This window comes from Enterobacteriaceae bacterium ESL0689, assembly GCA_029433525.1.
Classification (GTDB): domain Bacteria; phylum Pseudomonadota; class Gammaproteobacteria; order Enterobacterales; family Enterobacteriaceae; genus JAQTIF01.
The window spans coordinates 325,622-342,586 of the sequence record JAQTIF010000001.1 but is presented as its reverse complement, the minus strand read 5'-3'; the positions used below and the strand labels follow the sequence as shown (position 1 = coordinate 342,586).

At 49.8% G+C, this 16,965-nt stretch carries 14 protein-coding genes and 2 pseudogenes; 5 read left to right on the top strand and 11 right to left on the bottom strand.

The window, feature by feature from the left end:
• Positions 1-25 precede the first annotated feature (25 nt).
• On the top strand, positions 26-955 hold the full coding sequence (fdhE, locus tag PT300_01685) for a formate dehydrogenase accessory protein FdhE (protein MDF7679391.1): 930 nt from the start codon (positions 26-28) through the stop codon (positions 953-955).
• Positions 956-1,436: 481 nt separating this feature from the next.
• Here fdhE and PT300_01680 read toward each other — a convergent pair.
• The 3 genes and pseudogenes from PT300_01680 to PT300_01670 form a co-directional block, all read right to left on the bottom strand.
• Positions 1,437-1,772, bottom strand: a pseudogene (locus PT300_01680) (transposase).
• Positions 1,773-2,136: 364 nt separating this feature from the next.
• A pseudogene (locus PT300_01675) lies at positions 2,137-2,447 on the bottom strand (hypothetical protein).
• 130 nt (positions 2,448-2,577) lie between these two features.
• Complete coding sequence (locus PT300_01670; GenBank protein MDF7679390.1) at positions 2,578-3,561, bottom strand: oxidoreductase; 984 nt, start codon at positions 3,559-3,561, stop codon at positions 2,578-2,580.
• Between the two features lie 403 nt (positions 3,562-3,964).
• Here PT300_01670 and metF point away from each other — a divergent pair, with 403 nt between their 5' ends.
• Entirely contained in the window at positions 3,965-4,855 is an 891-nt protein-coding gene (gene metF, locus PT300_01665; GenBank protein ID MDF7679389.1) for a methylenetetrahydrofolate reductase, read from the top strand.
• A 144-nt stretch (positions 4,856-4,999) separates the two neighbouring features.
• The gene (locus PT300_01660) at positions 5,000-5,911 is read left to right on the top strand and encodes a DMT family transporter (protein ID MDF7679388.1); all 912 of its coding nucleotides are present in this window, start codon (positions 5,000-5,002) and stop codon (positions 5,909-5,911) included.
• Between the two features lie 117 nt (positions 5,912-6,028).
• On the opposite strand, the gene murI is transcribed toward PT300_01660, so the two are convergent.
• The gene (gene murI, locus PT300_01655) at positions 6,029-6,880 is read right to left on the bottom strand and encodes a glutamate racemase (GenBank protein ID MDF7679387.1); all 852 of its coding nucleotides are present in this window, start codon (positions 6,878-6,880) and stop codon (positions 6,029-6,031) included.
• A complete protein-coding gene (btuB, locus tag PT300_01650) occupies positions 6,825-8,678 on the bottom strand; it encodes a TonB-dependent vitamin B12 receptor BtuB (protein ID MDF7679386.1) in 1,854 nt (617 codons plus the stop codon). The genes murI and btuB overlap by 56 nt, the downstream gene beginning before the upstream one ends.
• 323 nt (positions 8,679-9,001) lie before the next feature.
• Between btuB and trmA the strand changes: the two genes are divergently transcribed.
• On the top strand, positions 9,002-10,102 hold the full coding sequence (trmA, locus tag PT300_01645; GenBank protein MDF7679385.1) for a tRNA (uridine(54)-C5)-methyltransferase TrmA: 1,101 nt from the start codon (positions 9,002-9,004) through the stop codon (positions 10,100-10,102).
• A 43-nt stretch (positions 10,103-10,145) separates the two neighbouring features.
• On the opposite strand, the gene PT300_01640 is transcribed toward trmA, so the two are convergent.
• From PT300_01640 to argC, 6 genes are all read right to left on the bottom strand, one after another.
• A complete protein-coding gene (locus tag PT300_01640) occupies positions 10,146-10,508 on the bottom strand; it encodes a YijD family membrane protein (protein ID MDF7679384.1) in 363 nt (120 codons plus the stop codon).
• 12 nt (positions 10,509-10,520) lie between these two features.
• Complete coding sequence (gene fabR / locus PT300_01635; protein MDF7679383.1) at positions 10,521-11,156, bottom strand: HTH-type transcriptional repressor FabR; 636 nt, start codon at positions 11,154-11,156, stop codon at positions 10,521-10,523.
• Between the two features lie 160 nt (positions 11,157-11,316).
• Positions 11,317-12,246: a DNA-binding transcriptional regulator OxyR gene (gene oxyR, locus PT300_01630; GenBank protein ID MDF7679382.1), complete on the bottom strand. Its 930-nt coding sequence runs from the start codon at positions 12,244-12,246 to the stop codon at positions 11,317-11,319.
• A 129-nt stretch (positions 12,247-12,375) separates the two neighbouring features.
• Positions 12,376-13,749 carry an argininosuccinate lyase gene (gene argH, locus PT300_01625; GenBank protein ID MDF7679381.1) on the bottom strand — a complete coding sequence of 458 codons (1,374 nt, stop codon included), beginning with the start codon at positions 13,747-13,749 and terminating at the stop codon, positions 12,376-12,378.
• Between the two features lie 43 nt (positions 13,750-13,792).
• The gene (gene argB / locus PT300_01620; GenBank protein MDF7679380.1) at positions 13,793-14,569 is read right to left on the bottom strand and encodes an acetylglutamate kinase; all 777 of its coding nucleotides are present in this window, start codon (positions 14,567-14,569) and stop codon (positions 13,793-13,795) included.
• A gap of 1 nt (position 14,570) precedes the next feature.
• Positions 14,571-15,581 carry an N-acetyl-gamma-glutamyl-phosphate reductase gene (gene argC, locus PT300_01615; GenBank protein ID MDF7679379.1) on the bottom strand — a complete coding sequence of 337 codons (1,011 nt, stop codon included), beginning with the start codon at positions 15,579-15,581 and terminating at the stop codon, positions 14,571-14,573.
• A gap of 180 nt (positions 15,582-15,761) precedes the next feature.
• On the opposite strand from argC, the gene argE reads away from it, so the two are divergent.
• Entirely contained in the window at positions 15,762-16,913 is a 1,152-nt protein-coding gene (argE, locus tag PT300_01610; protein MDF7679378.1) for an acetylornithine deacetylase, read from the top strand.
• The last annotated feature ends 52 nt before the right edge of the window (positions 16,914-16,965 follow it).

The window sequence follows — 16,965 nt, the reverse complement described above, 5'->3', positions numbered from 1 at the left end:
GTAACACAATGGAAAACTAACTGTAATGAGTATTCGTATTATCCCGCAAGATGAGCTGGAAAAACAGGAAACCCAGGCGGCGGAATATATTCCGCCACTCCTGTTCCCACGGCTCAAAACGCTGTATAACCGTCGCAGTGAACGGCTGCGCGAACTGGCGGAAAATAATCCGTTAGCGGATTATCTGCGCTTCGCGGCGCAGCTGGCTCAGGCCCAGGCGATGGTGCTCTCGAAGCACCCGCTGCAGGTCGATCTGACCGCACATCTGAAAGCGGCGAACAGCCAGGGTCGGCCACCACTGGATATTCATGTCCTGCCACGTGATAAACACTGGCATAAATTATTACATGCGCTGATCGCCGAACTAAAACCGGCGATCAGCGGCTCGGCGCTGGCGGTGATCGAAAATCTGGAGAAAACGTCGGCACAGGATCTGGAAGCAATGGCCAGTGCGCTGTTTGCTGCTGACTTTAGCCAGGTCAGCAGTGATAAGGCGATCTTTATCTGGGCAGCATTGTCACTCTACTGGGCACAGATGGCCAGCCAGATCCCCGGTAAAGCGCGTGACGAATATGGTGAACAGCGGCAATACTGTCCGGTTTGTGGCGCGATGCCGGTGGCCAGTGTGGTACAAATTGGTACTACACAGGGGCTACGCTATCTTCACTGTAACTTGTGCGAAACGGAATGGCACATGGTACGCGTGAAATGCAGTAACTGTGAGCAAAGCCGGGATTTGCACTACTGGTCACTGGATGATCAACAGGCGGCTATTAAAGCTGAAAGTTGTGGCGACTGTGGCTCTTACCTGAAGATTATGTATCAGGAAAAAGATCCTCAAATCGACCCTGTTGCCGATGACCTTGCCTCTCTGATGCTGGATGCGCATATGGAGCAGGAGGGCTTTGCCAGAAGCTCGATTAATCCATTGATGTTCCCGGGTGGCGAGGCGTAGTGCCACCCGCTTTCCGGGCGGTTCCGATCGCCCGGATCACTTTCTGATCCGCTGTCTGTTGATCCTTCGCGATCACGCTTTCTCTTAGAACACTTCTGTCTGCCACAGATCTCGCCTCCCGCCGGTTGCGCAACGTTATAATATGCTACCGTATCTTTTCCATGCTCTATAACCTGTTGTCAGATAATAAAAAAACGCGACGATATCGTGACCATAAAACGATATTCTGTTATCACGCTAATACTGTCTGAGAAAAGCTATTGCAGAATGGTGGCGCGTATCAGACAGCTAAAACAAAAATGACAACTTGCTATCGATCATGCGCAACAGGCGCTGATAAGGCACGGTCATTGATAATATATTTCAGCACAGGGAACGGTCATGCGCAAAGGCAACACCATCGGTAAGCTGCAGTATGTGCCGCCGCCGCTCGGCACGGTCGATGGCGGCAGCGCTAATCCGCCGGTAAAAAACGACTGGTGGCATACAGGGACAAAATCTGGCTGTCCATCTGTGTGATACGGGTCTGGTTCTTCTTAATAAGCTGAGGTTCAAAGGTATTTTCGCGGTCACGTGGCGTACTGATTTCAATCTGGCCATCGTCGCAAAGCAGGGTTTTAGACGAGTAGCCATTGCGGGTATTTGTGCCTGATTTTCTGGTGTTTTTATCATACCCGAGGTGCTCAGTTAACTCCGCATTGAGCGCTGTTTCGACGGTCAGCTTCGTTAGCATCCGGGTAAACTGACTGAGGTCAGCTTCAGTTTTCAGGTTTTTGGCCAGTTCAGTTGCCAGTGCCCTGAGTTTTTTTTCGTCCATAATTTACCTGCCTCTGTTGTTGCAGTGAAGATATCAAAAACAGGCAGATACACAATTTAAATTACAGGCTCGCTGCTGAATGAAATCAGCGACCAGCACAGCCATCTGTGGATTTACGAAGACGAGCACGGCTTCGCCCCGCTGGCTCAGGTCACCTACCGGGCAGGCGAGGACAAACAAGCGGCGCGGATATACTGGTATCACAACGATGCCTCCGGCCTGCCGCGTGAACTGACCGATGCCCAGGGCAATATCGTCTGGTGGGCCGACTACCACGGCTGGCGCCGCGCCGCGCAGGTGAGAGCCCGCAGCGGAGAGGAAATCCACCAGCCGCTGCGTTATCAGGGACAATACCATGACACTGAGGGAACAGGACTGGACGGAATCCACGATTTTTATGGGAGCCGATAGCACCATAGTAGTCCCGGCGGCGGCATAGCTCACAGGCTTGACACGATAACCATACCGACCCGGTATGATAGCCCGATAGAACACGAACAGGTCAGACACCAAATCCTCACCGCTAAAGCCGCTGTCGGTATACCAAGAGAATACCCTCAAACTTTGCAGCCCTTCGAATCTGGATGCGGTGTTCATCATCGCAAGCATGATTCTGTTAATGTCTTCTGTGCTCCGACCACACTGAATTTCCTGGCGAGAAAACTTCTCGACACCAGGCATCCCGGGCTTTTTCTTCGCTACAGTGGCAGGGGAAAGACAATGGCTGTTGTAACCGAAAACGACGTGCCCGTCCATCAACTGCTACATTTTTCATGTAACGATAACCATCATCACGCGATCAGATTCAGGCACATTGAATGATGGCGCGTCCACGGATCTCGCCATTCAGTAATTTTTCAGCCACACTGATTGCCTCGTTAAGAGGATAAACGGTGATCATATTTTCCAGTTTTTCCATTGGCAAATAGTGTAACGCTTTCTGCCAGATAGCGGCTCTTTTCTCTTTCGGGAACATGACACTGTCAATACCTTTCAGGGTTATGCCACGCAGGATAAATGGTGCGATATGTCCCGCCAGATCCATACCCTGAGCCATACCGCAGGCAGCAACAATGCCGCCATATCGAACCCCTGCACAGGCGTTACAGAGTGTGTGACTGCCCACCGTATCAATCACCGCTGCCCAGCGCTCTTTCTGCAACGGTTTGCCCGGACTGGCGAGTTCGCTGCGAGGAATAATCTCGCTTACGCCAATGATATTATAAAGCCAGGTGTCTTCTGTTGCCCGACCGGTGGAGGCCGTAACAGCGTATCCCATAGATGAAAGGATCATCGCGGCCAGGCTACCTACACCACCGCTGGCACCAGTGACCAGGATCGAACCGTCTTCAGGTTTAATGCCATGCTCCAGTAGTGCTTCAACACACAACATCGCGGTAAAACCGGCGGTGCCGATAGCCATAACATGCTTGCTGCTGACTCCTGCCGGAACAGGTATCAGCCAGTCACCCTTTACCTGGGCTGTTGTGGCAAGTCCACCCCAGTGTTTTTCTCCTGCCCCCCAACCGGTCAGCAGGACATGATCCCCTGGCTGATAGCCCGGGTGTAAGCTGGCAGAAACAGTGCCGGCAAAATCAATGCCGGGCACCATAGGGAAGTGACGGACAATGGGACCGCGCCCGGTGATAGCCAGCGCATCTTTGTAGTTGATGGATGAGTAGTCAATCCTGACCGTGACATCACCTTCAGGCAGTTCACTTTCAGCGATCTCGGTAAAAAGTGTTGTATAATTATCATCTATTTTATTGATTAATAATGATTTAAACATATTTTCCTCAGTATCATCTGATAAAAATACTCACGGCCTGAACAGCCTGCGAAAAATATTGACTGATAATCTGTAACAAGAGAAATATCGTGATATTTCTGCTCTTTTTCATGATATTACGAGCTTTGTTGAATAAAGCAAACTTTCAGGCGATGATCGGATTCTGATGGTGATAGTCGCTTCAGTTTCAGCGTCAGGTGGCTATCGTTAATAACAGGATGTGATCTCGCTAGCCAATGAGATGAAATATTTTCATTCTGCCCTGAATATTCCTCTCTTTTTGCCGAAATTTTTCTATTGACGGCTCTTTATTTTTCCGTCATCTTGCATTTGGACGTCTAAACGTATAGAAGTTCACAACACAATATATAATTAATACAGCATACGATTAATGAGGTAAGGTATGAGTCTTTTTCACGCGAGTCAGTGGGAAGCCCTGAATCAGGAGCTGGCAGAAGAAATACAGGGTCAGATTGGCGTTTCTTTTGAATTTTTTCCACCGCGCACGAGTGAAATGGAACACACCTTATGGCAGTCTATCGATCGTTTAAGCAGTCTGAAACCTGATTTTGTTTCCGTGACATATGGCGCTAACGCCAGCGAGCGTGATCGTACCCATGTTATCATCAAGGCGATTAAAGAAAGCACTGGTCTGGAAGCCGCTCCTCATCTTACCTGTATCGATACCAGCCGTGATGAATTGCGTGCTATCGCTCAGGATTACTGGGATAACGGTATTCGTCATATTGTGGCTCTGCGTGGCGATTTGCCGCCGGGCAGTAACAAGCCCAATATGTACGCCCGCGACCTGGTGGCGCTACTGAGAGAAGTGGCCGATTTTGATATTTCTGTTGCGGCCTATCCCGATGTACATCCAGAGGCAAAAAACGCCCAGGCCGACCTGTTAAATCTGAAGCATAAAATTGAGGCCGGTGCTAACCGTGTGATCACGCAGTTCTTTTTTGATGTTGAAAGTTACCTGCACTTTCGTGACCGTTGTGTGGCTATTGGTATCGATGCCGATATTATTCCAGGTATTCTTCCGGTCTCTAACTTTAAACAGGCGCAAAAATTTGCCAGCATGACCAATGTGCATATTCCCCGCTGGTTATCGAATATGTTTGAAGGACTGGATAATGATGCGGAAACCCGTCAGCTGGTGGGCGCTAATATCGCAATGGATATGGTGAAAGTATTAAGCCACGAGGGCGTGAAAAATTTTCACTTCTACACATTAAATCGTGCTGAATTAAGCTACGCCATTTGTCATACCCTGGGGGTTCGCCCTTCCTGACATTATCCTGGATAGATAATCGCGGGCGGCAATATCTGATCTGTCGCCCTGGGTTCGAGCGCGCCAAAAATAGCGACTAATCTCAGTTCTAAAATCATTAAAGCGAGTATAATATCGCCAAAAATAAACATGGCGAAATAGGTTATGGCTGTCGTAAGGAAAAGTGGTTTTCTGGCCGGGGGTGGGCTGGTGCTACTGACGCTGATCTGGAGTTATAGCTGGATTATCATGAAACAGGTCACCCTGTATGTCGGTGCCTTCGATTTTACCGCATTGCGTTGTTTCTTCGGCGCAGTGGTCATGATGGTCGTACTGCTGTTGCGTGGACGTGGTATACACCCCACTCCTTTTGGCTATACCCTGGCCATTGCTCTGTTGCAGACATGTGGCATGACCGGGCTGGCACAGTGGGCGCTGGTGAGTGGCGGGGCAGGTAAAGTCGCTATTTTGAGTTATACCATGCCATTCTGGGTGGTTATTATGGCCGCCCTGTTTTTAAACGAGAAGATGCGACGCTTGCAGTATGCCGCGATTATGCTGGCAGCATTGGGTTTATTGCTGGTGTTGCAGCCGTGGCAACTCGATTTTTCGTCCATGAAAAGTGCTCTGCTGGCAATCCTTTCCGGTGTCAGCTGGGGGGCCAGCGCCATTGTCGCTAAACGTATGTATTTGCGTTATCCGCATGTTGATTTACTGGCGTTAACCACCTGGCAGATGCTGTATGCCTCCCTGGTGATGGGCATGGTTGCCTGGCTGGTGCCGCAGCGTGATATTGACTGGCAACCTACGATCTTTTGGGCGCTCGCTTATAGCGCGATTTTAGCGATGGCTGTCGGCTGGAGTTTGTGGTTGTTTATCCTGCATAATCTACCTGCCAGCATTGCCGGGTTAAGTACCCTGGCGGTGCCTGTTTGTGGCGTGCTGTTTTCCTGGTGGTTATTAGGTGAAGATCCAGGCGCGACAGAAATGGGGGGGATTATACTGATCATTCTGGCGCTGATACTGGTCAGCCTCAAGCCGCGTGAAGGTAAAACGCATCGTCATCGTGTTCCGTAATCACGCTGATAGCATGACAGATTGTTTTCATCTTATCCCGCTATCGCGGGCGCGATAAGCGGTGCCGCTTCATCCGATAACCAGGCATACATCGACATGTGTCTGGTTATCTGTGGCTTAAAGCGGCAATCTTTCCAGTGTCGCAAAGCCATAACGCTGTAAAACAGCGAAAAGCCGTTCGGCTTCCGTCGTCAGCGCCATGCAGTATGCGCGGTTAGGATCACAGCTTTTCACATCCGGTGCTTCATGATCCAGCAGCCAGGCAGCACGACAAGCGATAGCGGCGCCGGAATCAACCAGTCTCGTCCCGGCGGGTAAAATCTGTTGTAGTTCTGTGCGAATTAAAGGGAAATGTGTGCAACCCAGGATAACGGTATCGGGGGGTTCTGCCATACGTAACCACGGACGTAAAACACGGGATAATACCTCCAGCGATACAGGCTCGCCATGCAGTTTTGCCTCGGCCAGTTCCACCAGTTCTGATGAGCCCAGCATCTCTATCCGGCATTCGTGTGCAAAACGATTTATTAATTCATGGGTATAGGCGCGTTTAACCGTGCCCCGTGTTGCCAATAGTCCAACAATGCCATTTGCTGTTAAACGGGCCGCAGGTTTAATCGCCGGAACCACGCCGACCACAGGAAATGCAAACCGGCTACGAAGCGCGGGAAGAGAAACGGTACTGGCCGTATTGCAGGCAATGACAGCCAGTGCCAGTGGATAACGTTGCTGCACGGCAGTGACAATACTTAGCACACGTTCAACGATAAACGTTTCACTCTTTTCACCGTAGGGAAAAGCAACATTATCAAAAGAGTAAATATAATGCAGATTGGGCAGTAACTGCCGGATCTCGTCATAAACCGACAACCCACCGACACCGGAGTCAAATACCAGTACGGTGGGACGAGGTTCAGAAGGTATAGCTGCCAGACAGGCTGTATTCCCGTCCTGCAGTGTGGTAGCCATAAACTGTCTCGTAATCTTTATCGAATAAGTTAGCTATTTTACCACGAACTGTAAGATGTGAGGTGACTGGATATGAAACCGCGAGATCCCATAGGCTGACGCCGCCCATTTTCACTTTTTGCGGCGCATAAGTGACCGGATCGTAGACACGGTCATAGCGCGTACCGAGATAGTGATAGGCGACATTCCAGTCGAAATCATAAACCTGCCAGTCAAGCTGATATTTGAGCTGTTGTTTTGCCCGGCGTACCAGTATTTCATTGGTGTTTGCATCGCGCGAATCAATATAGTCATAACTTATCTGATGGGCTAAAAATCCGGTATCGAATGAGGCGGTTGCTTCGATACCTTTAATATTTGCCCTGCCGACATTGTAATATTTCATTAATACCGCATCGTAGTCGATCAGATGATCAATCTCATTACGATAGCCTGACAGACGCCAGTTGACGTTAGCGGTTAACCCTTCGAAGGCACCTTCCCACTGCTTGCTCTGTTCGGGTTTGAGGTTGGGGTTACCGAAGAAATCGCTGTAAAGCTGTCCGAGATTAGGGGCTTTATAGGCGGTTCCGTAAGAAGCGATAAAACGATAACCGTTGATGAACTCCCATCCGGCGCTGCTCTGCCAGGTGCTATGCTGACCAAACTGCGAGTTGTCATCACTACGCACCGCGCCTTCTAAGGTCACGTCTCCCCATTTTTGCAGTCCGGTAACAAAAAAACCGCTATTACGGATTTGATAACCATTTACCACATGGCCGGTGCCCGGCTCGGTGGTTTGTTTCTGCCAGTCAATACCACCACCCAGATGACCCTGCCCGACATCGACCGTATTCGCCCACTGTACGTTATATTGTTTCACATCATCCAGTGAGGCGGATGTGTCATAACGTCCCCGTTGTGGGCTGTAGTTATAATCTTTGCTGTGGCTATAGCTGGAGGTGAGTTGTGAATGGAATATCTCGTGATTCAGGCGCAGGCCCGCATCCCAGTTCTGACTATACAGCTGCCGAGTATCGGCGATGACACCGTTGAAATCAGGTGAGCCGTCATAGGCGGTACGATTATCATAGCCATAGCCACGGATAAAGCCGCTCCATTCACTGGAAAAGTGATGGGTCAGCGCACCATAAAGCGTTTTACTCATAAAACCATCGCGATCGGGCTGGCGAACTCCACCAGTATTGCCATCGGCGACCACATCGAATCCTCTGGTATAAGTGTAATCCCCCAGCAGTGTGACCTGGGTATTATCATTGATTGTCTGTTGCGTGCTGACACCGTAATTTTGATAGCCATTTGATGCTATACCGGCATTCAATGTGCTGCCATCCTGTGCATGGCGGGTAATAATGTTGATCACCCCACCGATTGCATCGGAGCCATAGACAGCCGAACGTGGCCCACGAATATATTCTACCCGTTGTACCAGCGAAACAGGGAACTGACTTAAGTCAGAAGAACCACTGATTCCGGCCTGATTCAGACGAATACCATCAATAAGAATCAATACATGGCTGGAGTTAGTACCACGCACAAACAGCGCGCTGTTTTGTCCCAGGCCGCCATTTTTCGCAATATCTATTCCGGGTAAACGGCGCATGACATCGATGAGCGAACGCGCCTGCCAGCGATCAATATCCTGGCGCGTTACGGTACTCACCGGTGCCAGAACGGTCTCGATCGGTTGTGCGGTACGGTTGGCAGTTACCACAAGGTTACTGGTGTTGTCGTCCTGTGCCCAGGCTGAGAAGGCGACAGCAGAAAGTGTCGTAATCAGAGAAACTTTTTTTATCATTGAAAAAATATCCATTATCAACAAAGCGTATTGCCGGTTTTATCATAAGAGATTAGCCTGTAGTGCCAGGCGTTTACGCGAAAAATCCATCCGTTTTGGGCTGGCGTAAAAAGGGTGTTCATGTCAGGCTTTCTGTCGGGCTATGTCCGCCCACTGTTTGCATGAAATCTCCTTTTTATTCACACAGTTGAACGCGCGATGCTATAATTTTTGCCTTATCGGTGTCCAGACGCTTATGGCTGGATTGTGATCCGACATCCATACTGGACTTCTCTGGCGCTTTCCCTACAATCCCCGGCAACCTATTTTACTCAGGATGTATCATGACCCCCGAGCCTCTTTCAGCCGAACATTATGAAGCGCAGTTAGCGGAAAAAATCGCTGGTTTACAACGCATGATGGTGCCTTTTTCGGCACCGGCTGCCGAAGTGTTTCGCTCACCGGTCAGTCACTATCGTATGCGGGCAGAATTTCGCCTCTGGCACGATGGTGATGATTTGTACCATATTATGTTTGATCCAGAGACAAAATCGCGCATTCGTGTAGATAGCTTTCCTGCCGCCAGTCAGCTGATTAATCAGTTGATGACGGTGATACTGGAGGGGGTGCGCAATAATCCGGTGCTACGCGATAAGTTGTTTCAGGTCGACTATCTGACCACCCTGAGCAATCAGGCTATTGTCTCGTTGCTTTATCATAAAAAACTGGATGATAGCTGGTATCAGCAGGCAGCTCTGCTACGCGATGCCTTGCGACAACAACATTTCAATGTGCATCTGATTGGTCGGGCGGCCAAAACTAAAATCGTGCTTGATCAGGACTATATTGATGAGCGCCTGCCGGTTGCGGGACGGGAGATGGTTTATCGGCAGGTAGAAAATAGTTTCACTCAGCCTAATGCGGCGATGAATATTCAGATGCTGGAGTGGGCGCTGGATGTGACCGCAGGATCGAGCGGTGATTTACTGGAGCTGTATTGTGGCAACGGAAATTTTTCGCTGGCGCTGGCGCGTCATTTTGATCGGGTACTGGCCACCGAAATTGCCAAGCCCTCCGTCGCAGCAGCACAATATAATATCGCAACCAATCATATTGATAATGTACAAATTATTCGTATGGCGGCCGAAGAGTTTACCGAGGCGATGAATAATGTGCGTCCATTTCATCGTCTGCGTGATATTGACCTGCACAGTTATCGATGTGAGACGATCCTCGTCGATCCGCCACGCAGTGGGCTGGACAGCGAAACAGTAAAAATGGTCCAGGCTTATCCCCGGATTTTGTATATTTCCTGTAATCCGCAAACGCTGTGTCACAATCTGGATGTTTTAACCCAATCTCATGCGATAACACGTCTGGCGCTGTTTGATCAGTTCCCTTACACTCATCATATGGAGTGTGGGGTACTGTTAACCCGCAGATAGCGGATCTGCTCTCCCGGCAGCGTGCCGGGAGAGCGTAGTCAAATTATTCCGCCTGTTGAGCGTTCCGGTAATGACGCAAGCGAGGGCCAATCCATAACAGGATGATGCCAGACAGTAAAACTGGCAGGAAATTAGAACCGATTTCAGGATATTCCACCCGTACTACGGCGCTATAAAGTAGCACTCCGAAGATAAAACAGGCCGCCGCCAGTCCCGGTAACCCCGCGGGCATACTCTGGTTCTGATAACGCTGATGCAGGCAATAAATTGTCAACAGTAAAGATAATATAGGAAAAATAGAAAACTGAATAAATGAACTGAATAGAGCAGAAAAAGTACCATTAACTGATAAACCTGCACTCAATGCCAGTAGCAGCGTATATTTATCCTGATCTAAATTTTTCATTTTGCATCCTTATTATTCTGAATGATTTAATATTTTTTCTTGTTCGCGCCGATACCAGTAATAGGCACCCTTTGAGATCATCCGCAGCTGCAATACTAATCGCTCTTCCAGTTGTCGACGTTGTTCAGCGCCGATATCCAGTGCTTCAGCACCGGCGCTAAAAACGATGGTCACCATCGCTTCAGCCTGTGCTTCGATAAAGGTACGCGGCATATGATTTTCTATTTCCAGATAGTCAGCCAGCTCTGCGATGAAATGCTGTATTTCACGGGCGACAGCAGCACGAAATGCGGCAGAAGTGCCAGAACGTTCCCGTAATAATAAACGAAAAGCATTGGGGTTATGGTCAATGAATTCCATAAACGTGGATACCGAGGTACGTATTACGCTGCCGCCTTTGGCAATGCGCTGACGTGCCTTGCGCATCAACTGACGCAACATCAGGCCACTTTCATCGACCATCGTCAGACCCAGTTCATCAACGTCACGAAAATGGCGATAAAAAGAGGTCGGAGCAATCCCGGCTTCGCGTGCCACTTCACGCAAGCTCAGACTGGCGAAACTACGTTCAGCGCTCAGCTGGCTGAATGCCGCTTCCACCAGTGAAAGACGGGTTTTCTCTTTCTGTTGCGCTCTTACGCCTGCCACGTTGTCTGAGTCCTTCCTGTCGCTTTGTGAGTACTTACCCAAAATTAAAATTTAATGGATGACGCCAGCTTATTGATGATTGTCACGATATCACAACGCGATAATCGTCGCGCGTCACAAGGGTCGTTAGCCAGTAATCTATTCTCTTGCCCGATAGATATTACTGACCCGCACCATTTGCCTGTTTCAGGTTACTGTTGAAATAATCATTCATCGTGTTACGAATAGATTCTGCCAGATGTTCATAGCGGTTTCGTAGTGGTGAACCTGGGCGGTAAACTAAGCAGATCGTCCGTTTCGGTTCCGGGTTAATGCACGGAATATAGACCACACCGTCGCGTTCTCTTTCTGCCGGAACCGCTAATGCCGGTAATAGTGTGATGCCACTGCCTGCCGATACCATATTGCGCAATGTTTCAAGACTGGTAGCCCGAAAATGGGTGTCTTCATCTGCGCCAGCCTGAAAACAGTAACCCAGGGTTTGATCACGCAGACAGTGACCATCTGCCAGCATTAACAGTTTTTCGCCATTTAAATCTGACATCTGGATGTGATCGCGCCGGGCCCATGGGTGGTTGTCATAGACAGCCAGTATCATGGCTTCATCATATAATGGCACTTCGATAAAATCCTCACACTCTTTGACCTGGGCGAGGATCGCACAATCCAGTTTGCCACTATCCAGTTGAGCTAATAGCTGATGGGTTTGCGCTTCGTGGAGATACATCTCCAGTTTGGGAAAGGTGCGGTGCAGCATTGGGATAATATGGGGTAACAGATAGGGGCTCACTGTTGGGATCAGGCCAATATGCAGCGGGCCTGACATGTTTTCCCCTTGCTGGCTGGCCATTTCTTTGAGTATTTTGACTTCACGTAAGATAGTACGTGCTTGATTTACCAGTAATAACCCAGCCTGGGTAAATAAAACTTTACGGCTGGTACGTTCCAGCAGCATGACCTTAAGTTCATCTTCCAGTTTACGAATTTGTCCACTGAGGGTGGGCTGGCTAACGTGACAGGCATCCGCCGCACGGCGAAAATGGCGATGCTCAGCGAGTGCAACCAGATATTCAAGATCGCGAATATTCATTAATTCCTTCTCCGTCCCCATGATAGTCCATTTCGATAAATAGAATAGCAATGAGTGATAATATCTATCAAATTTTCTATAATACTACAACAGAAAGCCTCTTCTGTTCACCCGGCAGTGATAAAATGATCATATCAGGCGCTTTCTGGCGTCAGTGATGGCCTGTGCCACCTGTTGGGGAGCAACACCGCCTTTCGCGGCGCGTTTCTCAAGGCAGGATTGTAGCGACAGGATCGAATAAACATCATCCGCAATGACGTGGCTGAATTTTTGCAGATCAGCCAGCGCCAGGGCTTCCAGCGGTTTCCCCTGTGCGATAGCAGCCACCACTACCTCACCGACAATATGGTGTGCTTCGCGGAAAGGTACACCTCTGGCGACCAGATAATCGGCCAGTTCAGTCGCATTGGCATAGCCTTGTTGCGCGGCTTGTACACAACGCGGACGTTTGATCTGGATACCATCCAGTACCAGTGCTGCCATATGCAGGCAATCCAGCCATGTGTCGAGGGCGTCAAATAATCCCTCTTTATCTTCCTGCATATCTTTATTATACGCCAGTGGCAGTCCTTTTAATGTGACCACTATCGCCGTGAGGGCACCTTGCACACGACCACATTTACCCCGAATAAGTTCGAGGGCGTCCGGGTTTTTCTTTTGTGGCATCAGGGAAGAGCCGGAAGTCACCCGGTCAGAGAGTTCAATAAAGCCAGCCTCGCCGCTATTAAAGAAAATCAGATCTTCAGCAAAGCGTGATAAGTGCACCATGCTGATGGCGGCGGCAGAGAGCAGTTCTACCACATGATCGCGATCAGAAACGCTGTCGAGGCTATTGCGGGTTGCCGAAGCGAAACCCAGCCAGCCCGCCAGTTGTTCACGATCAATGGGATAAGCGGTGCCCGCTAATGCCCCACATCCCAGCGGACTGACATCGAGGCGTTTGAGTGCATCCTGCAGACGACTTTGGTCACGCATCAGCATTTCAACATAAGCCAGACACCAGTGAGCAAAGGTGATCGGTTGCGCGCGTTGCAGATGTGTATACCCCGGCATGACAGCATCCTGATGGTGATGTGCTGTCTCCAGCAGCCTGTTTTGCAACTGACCGATCGCCGTCAGGAGCTGTGCGATCATCTCCTTGCACCACAGTTTTAAATCGGTGGCGACCTGATCGTTACGACTGCGGCCGGTATGGAGTTTCTTGCCCAGTTCGCCGACTTTATCGATCAGTTTACTTTCCACCCAACTGTGAATATCTTCCGCGTCGCTCTCCAGCAATTGCTGTGGCTGGGTGCGAACCTCTTCCAGCAAGGTGGTTAGCGCTTCCGTCAGCTGTTGTTGTTCCGTAGCGCTCAACACGCCCACCGTCACGAGTGCTTTAGACCAGGCGATAGATCCGATAATGTCCTGTTCTGCCAGGCGATAGTCGAAGCGTAAAGAGTCATTGAATTGTTTAAATCGCTGATCGGCTGCCTGAGTAAATCGTCCGCCCCAAAGTGCCATAGTGTGTATCCTTCCATTTAATTTAATTATAAATTTTTTAATATTACGCCAGAATGCGTGTCCCGACAGGTGTGCCGTTAAACAATGCGGGTAGCTGATCAGCATGGCGCCAGGAGGCAATATCCACCGGGCGATTGAGTGTTCGTGCTGCTTCCAGCGCCGCATTGACTTTGACGATCATCCCGTCAGTGATAATACCTTGCGCAATGAGTTGCTCTGCTTTGTCTGCGCTTATTTGTGCAATACGCTGACCTTTACCGTCAAGAATACCACTGACATCAGAGAGCAGGATCAGGTCTGCGCCCAGTGTCACCGCCAGTGCCGTCGCCGCCTGGTCAGCATTGACATTCATCAGACGACCATCATCCGTGACGCCAATGGGGCTAATGACTGGCAGATAATCTTCTGCCAGCAGGGTATTGAGCAAAGCAGGAGAGCCCGGATGGGCTAAACCCACATGACCCAGCTCTTCATCAAGCTGAGTCACTTTAATACTGTTGCCATCAGCAAGAAACAGGCCAACGGCGGCGATAGCATACTTTTTCGCCCATGATAATAAAACTTTATTTGCGGTGCCTGCCAGTGCGCCGGTAATGATTTCGATTTGATCCGCCGGTGTTATTCGCAAACCGTTTTTTTTGTTGACCGACAGATTGAGCCGTCTCATTAGCTCATCCACGAGGCAACCACCGCCATGCACGATAACCAGCGGGCGATGACAGGTTGCCCGGTATGCCACCAGAGCGCTAAACAAACGTGCCAGAGCCTCTTCGCTATCGAGTAATACACCACCCAATTTTATAATTAATGGATTCATTATGTTACCTCTCAATAAGAGACTGCGTTTCCGCAAAGCCGAAACGAATATTTGCACACTGTACCGCCTGTGCCGCCGCGCCCTTCAGCAGATTATCTTCCGTGGCGACCACGATAAGATGTTGTCCCTGAATGGCAAAGCCAATATCGCAAAATGGCAGACCGACAACATTTTGCAAAGCGGGTAATCCGTTCCCATATAAACGAATCAGCGGTTTATCGGTATACGCCTGACGGAAAGCATCAGCAACCTGTTTTTCACTTATCCCGGGCTGCAGGCGACAGGTAATGGTTTCCAGAATCCCCCGCTTAAAGTTACCCAGATGGGGTGTGAAAATAACCTCTGCGCCAAGATGGGCGCTAATTTCTGGCGCGTGACGATGAGTGAATACGCCATAAGGCTGAAGGCTGACTTCGCAAAAGCTATTGCTGAGCGTTGCTTTGCGGCCTGCACCGCTGACGCCACTGATCGCGTTGATCACCGGCCAGTGGCTAAGATCCAGCAATTGTGCGGCGATCAATGGTCGCAACGCCAGTTGCGCCGCGGTCGGGTAACATCCGGGGACCGCAATTAAACGCGCCTCGCTTAGCGACTCAGCCTGCCATTCCGCAAGGCCGTAAACCGCCTGCTTGAGTAGCGCCGGATGCTGATGCGTCATGCCATAATATTTTTCATAAAATGCCCGATCATTAACGCGGAAAGCACCTGATAAATCAAACACCACACAACCTGCCGCCAGAAATGATGGCACGAGATCATGGCTGACTTCATGGGCTGTCGCGAGAAATACCACATCGACATCGTGGCTAAATTCACTGGCAGCAGACATCGGCTGCAGGGGTAAATCGATAATGCCTTTCAGTTGTGGATGCAAATCAGAAATTAATCTTCCTGCATCATGACTTTGTGCCGAGACAGTCAACGCGGTTAAGGCCAGTTGGGGATGACGATTAACATAGCTCACCAGTTCTGCACCGGCATAACCACTGGCACCAGCAATCAGTGTTTTTAACATCATATTCTTCACTCTTTTGCGTCATAAAACAGGCCCGGAAAGCGTTATGCTTGCTCATTCCATAATTGAAAGGTAAGAATGATTCGGGTCCGTGATGGATTTTTATGCGGAATAAATTGTATTTTTATTCAAAAAAAGTGCATCAATATTGATGTTATCACTCTCTGAGGTGGGTCAACAATGAAAAATAATTTACCATCATTTATCGAAATTTATCGCGCCTTGATCGCCACACCATCGATCAGTGCCAGCGAAGAGGCACTGGACCAGAGTAATGAAGATTTAATCAATTTACTGGCGGGCTGGTTTGCGGATCTTGGTTTTCAGGTTGCTGTGCAACCGGTGCCTGGGACACGCAAGAAATTTAATATGCTGGCCAGTACCGGTCAGGGGGCAGGGGGGCTGTTGCTTTGCGGACATACAGATACGGTGCCTTTTGATCAGGGGCGCTGGACGCGTGACCCCTTCGTGCTCAGTGAACATGACAATAAGCTGTATGGGTTGGGAACGGCCGATATGAAAGGCTTTTTTGCTTTTATTCTCGATGCGCTGCGTGATGTTGATATCAGTCAGCTAAAGAAACCGCTTTTTATTCTGGCGACCGCGGACGAGGAAACCAGCATGGCGGGTGCCCGTTACTTTACCCAGACGACCTCACTGCGGCCGGATTGTGCCATTATTGGTGAGCCGACCTCCCTGCGACCAGTCAGAGCACACAAAGGTCACATGGCGAGTGCCATTCGTATTCAGGGCAAATCGGGTCACTCCAGCGATCCGGCCAGGGGTATCAATGCGATTGAGCTGATGCATGACGCGATTGGTCATATTCTGCAACTCCGTGATAACCTGAAAGAGCGCTACCATCACGATGCCTTCACGGTTCCCTATCCGACACTTAACCTCGGTGCCATCCACGGTGGCGATGTCTCCAATCGCATCTGCGCCTGCTGCGAGTTACAAATGGATATTCGCCCGTTACCCGGTATGACGCTTAATGATCTCAACGGACTGCTGAATGATGCGCTGGCGCCTGTCAGTGAGCGCTGGCCAGGACATCTGAGTATTCACGAGCTGCATCAGTCTATTCCCGGTTACGAATGCCCACCGGATAGCCAGCTGGTTCAGGTGATTGAAAAGTTGCTCGGCACACCCGCGGAAGTGGTTAATTACTGCACGGAAGCCCCGTTTATCCAGACACTGTGCCCCACTCTGGTCCTGGGGCCAGGTTCGATAAATCAGGCACACCAGCCGGATGAATATCTGGAAACCCGGTTTATTCAGCCAACACGAGCACTGATTACTCAGGTGGTACATCATTTCTGTGGAGAGTAAATAAGCGCCTGGTTCACCAGGCGCTTAATCCAGGTGATGGCCGCCACTCCTT

Excerpts from the sequence above, each read along its gene's own strand:
- fdhE (MDF7679391.1), top strand. The coding sequence starts at position 26 with ATGAGTATTCGTATTATCCCGCAAGATGAGCTGGAAAAACAGGAAACC.
- PT300_01670 (MDF7679390.1), bottom strand. The coding sequence starts at position 3,561 with ATGTTTAAATCATTATTAATCAATAAAATAGATGATAATTATACAACA.
- metF (MDF7679389.1), top strand. The coding sequence starts at position 3,965 with ATGAGTCTTTTTCACGCGAGTCAGTGGGAAGCCCTGAATCAGGAGCTG.
- PT300_01660 (MDF7679388.1), top strand. The coding sequence starts at position 5,000 with ATGGCTGTCGTAAGGAAAAGTGGTTTTCTGGCCGGGGGTGGGCTGGTG.
- murI (MDF7679387.1), bottom strand. The coding sequence starts at position 6,880 with ATGGCTACCACACTGCAGGACGGGAATACAGCCTGTCTGGCAGCTATA.
- btuB (MDF7679386.1), bottom strand. The coding sequence starts at position 8,678 with ATGATAAAAAAAGTTTCTCTGATTACGACACTTTCTGCTGTCGCCTTC.
- trmA (MDF7679385.1), top strand. The coding sequence starts at position 9,002 with ATGACCCCCGAGCCTCTTTCAGCCGAACATTATGAAGCGCAGTTAGCG.
- PT300_01640 (MDF7679384.1), bottom strand. The coding sequence starts at position 10,508 with ATGAAAAATTTAGATCAGGATAAATATACGCTGCTACTGGCATTGAGT.
- oxyR (MDF7679382.1), bottom strand. The coding sequence starts at position 12,246 with ATGAATATTCGCGATCTTGAATATCTGGTTGCACTCGCTGAGCATCGC.
- argH (MDF7679381.1), bottom strand. The coding sequence starts at position 13,749 with ATGGCACTTTGGGGCGGACGATTTACTCAGGCAGCCGATCAGCGATTT.
- argC (MDF7679379.1), bottom strand. The coding sequence starts at position 15,581 with ATGTTAAAAACACTGATTGCTGGTGCCAGTGGTTATGCCGGTGCAGAA.
- argE (MDF7679378.1), top strand. The coding sequence starts at position 15,762 with ATGAAAAATAATTTACCATCATTTATCGAAATTTATCGCGCCTTGATC.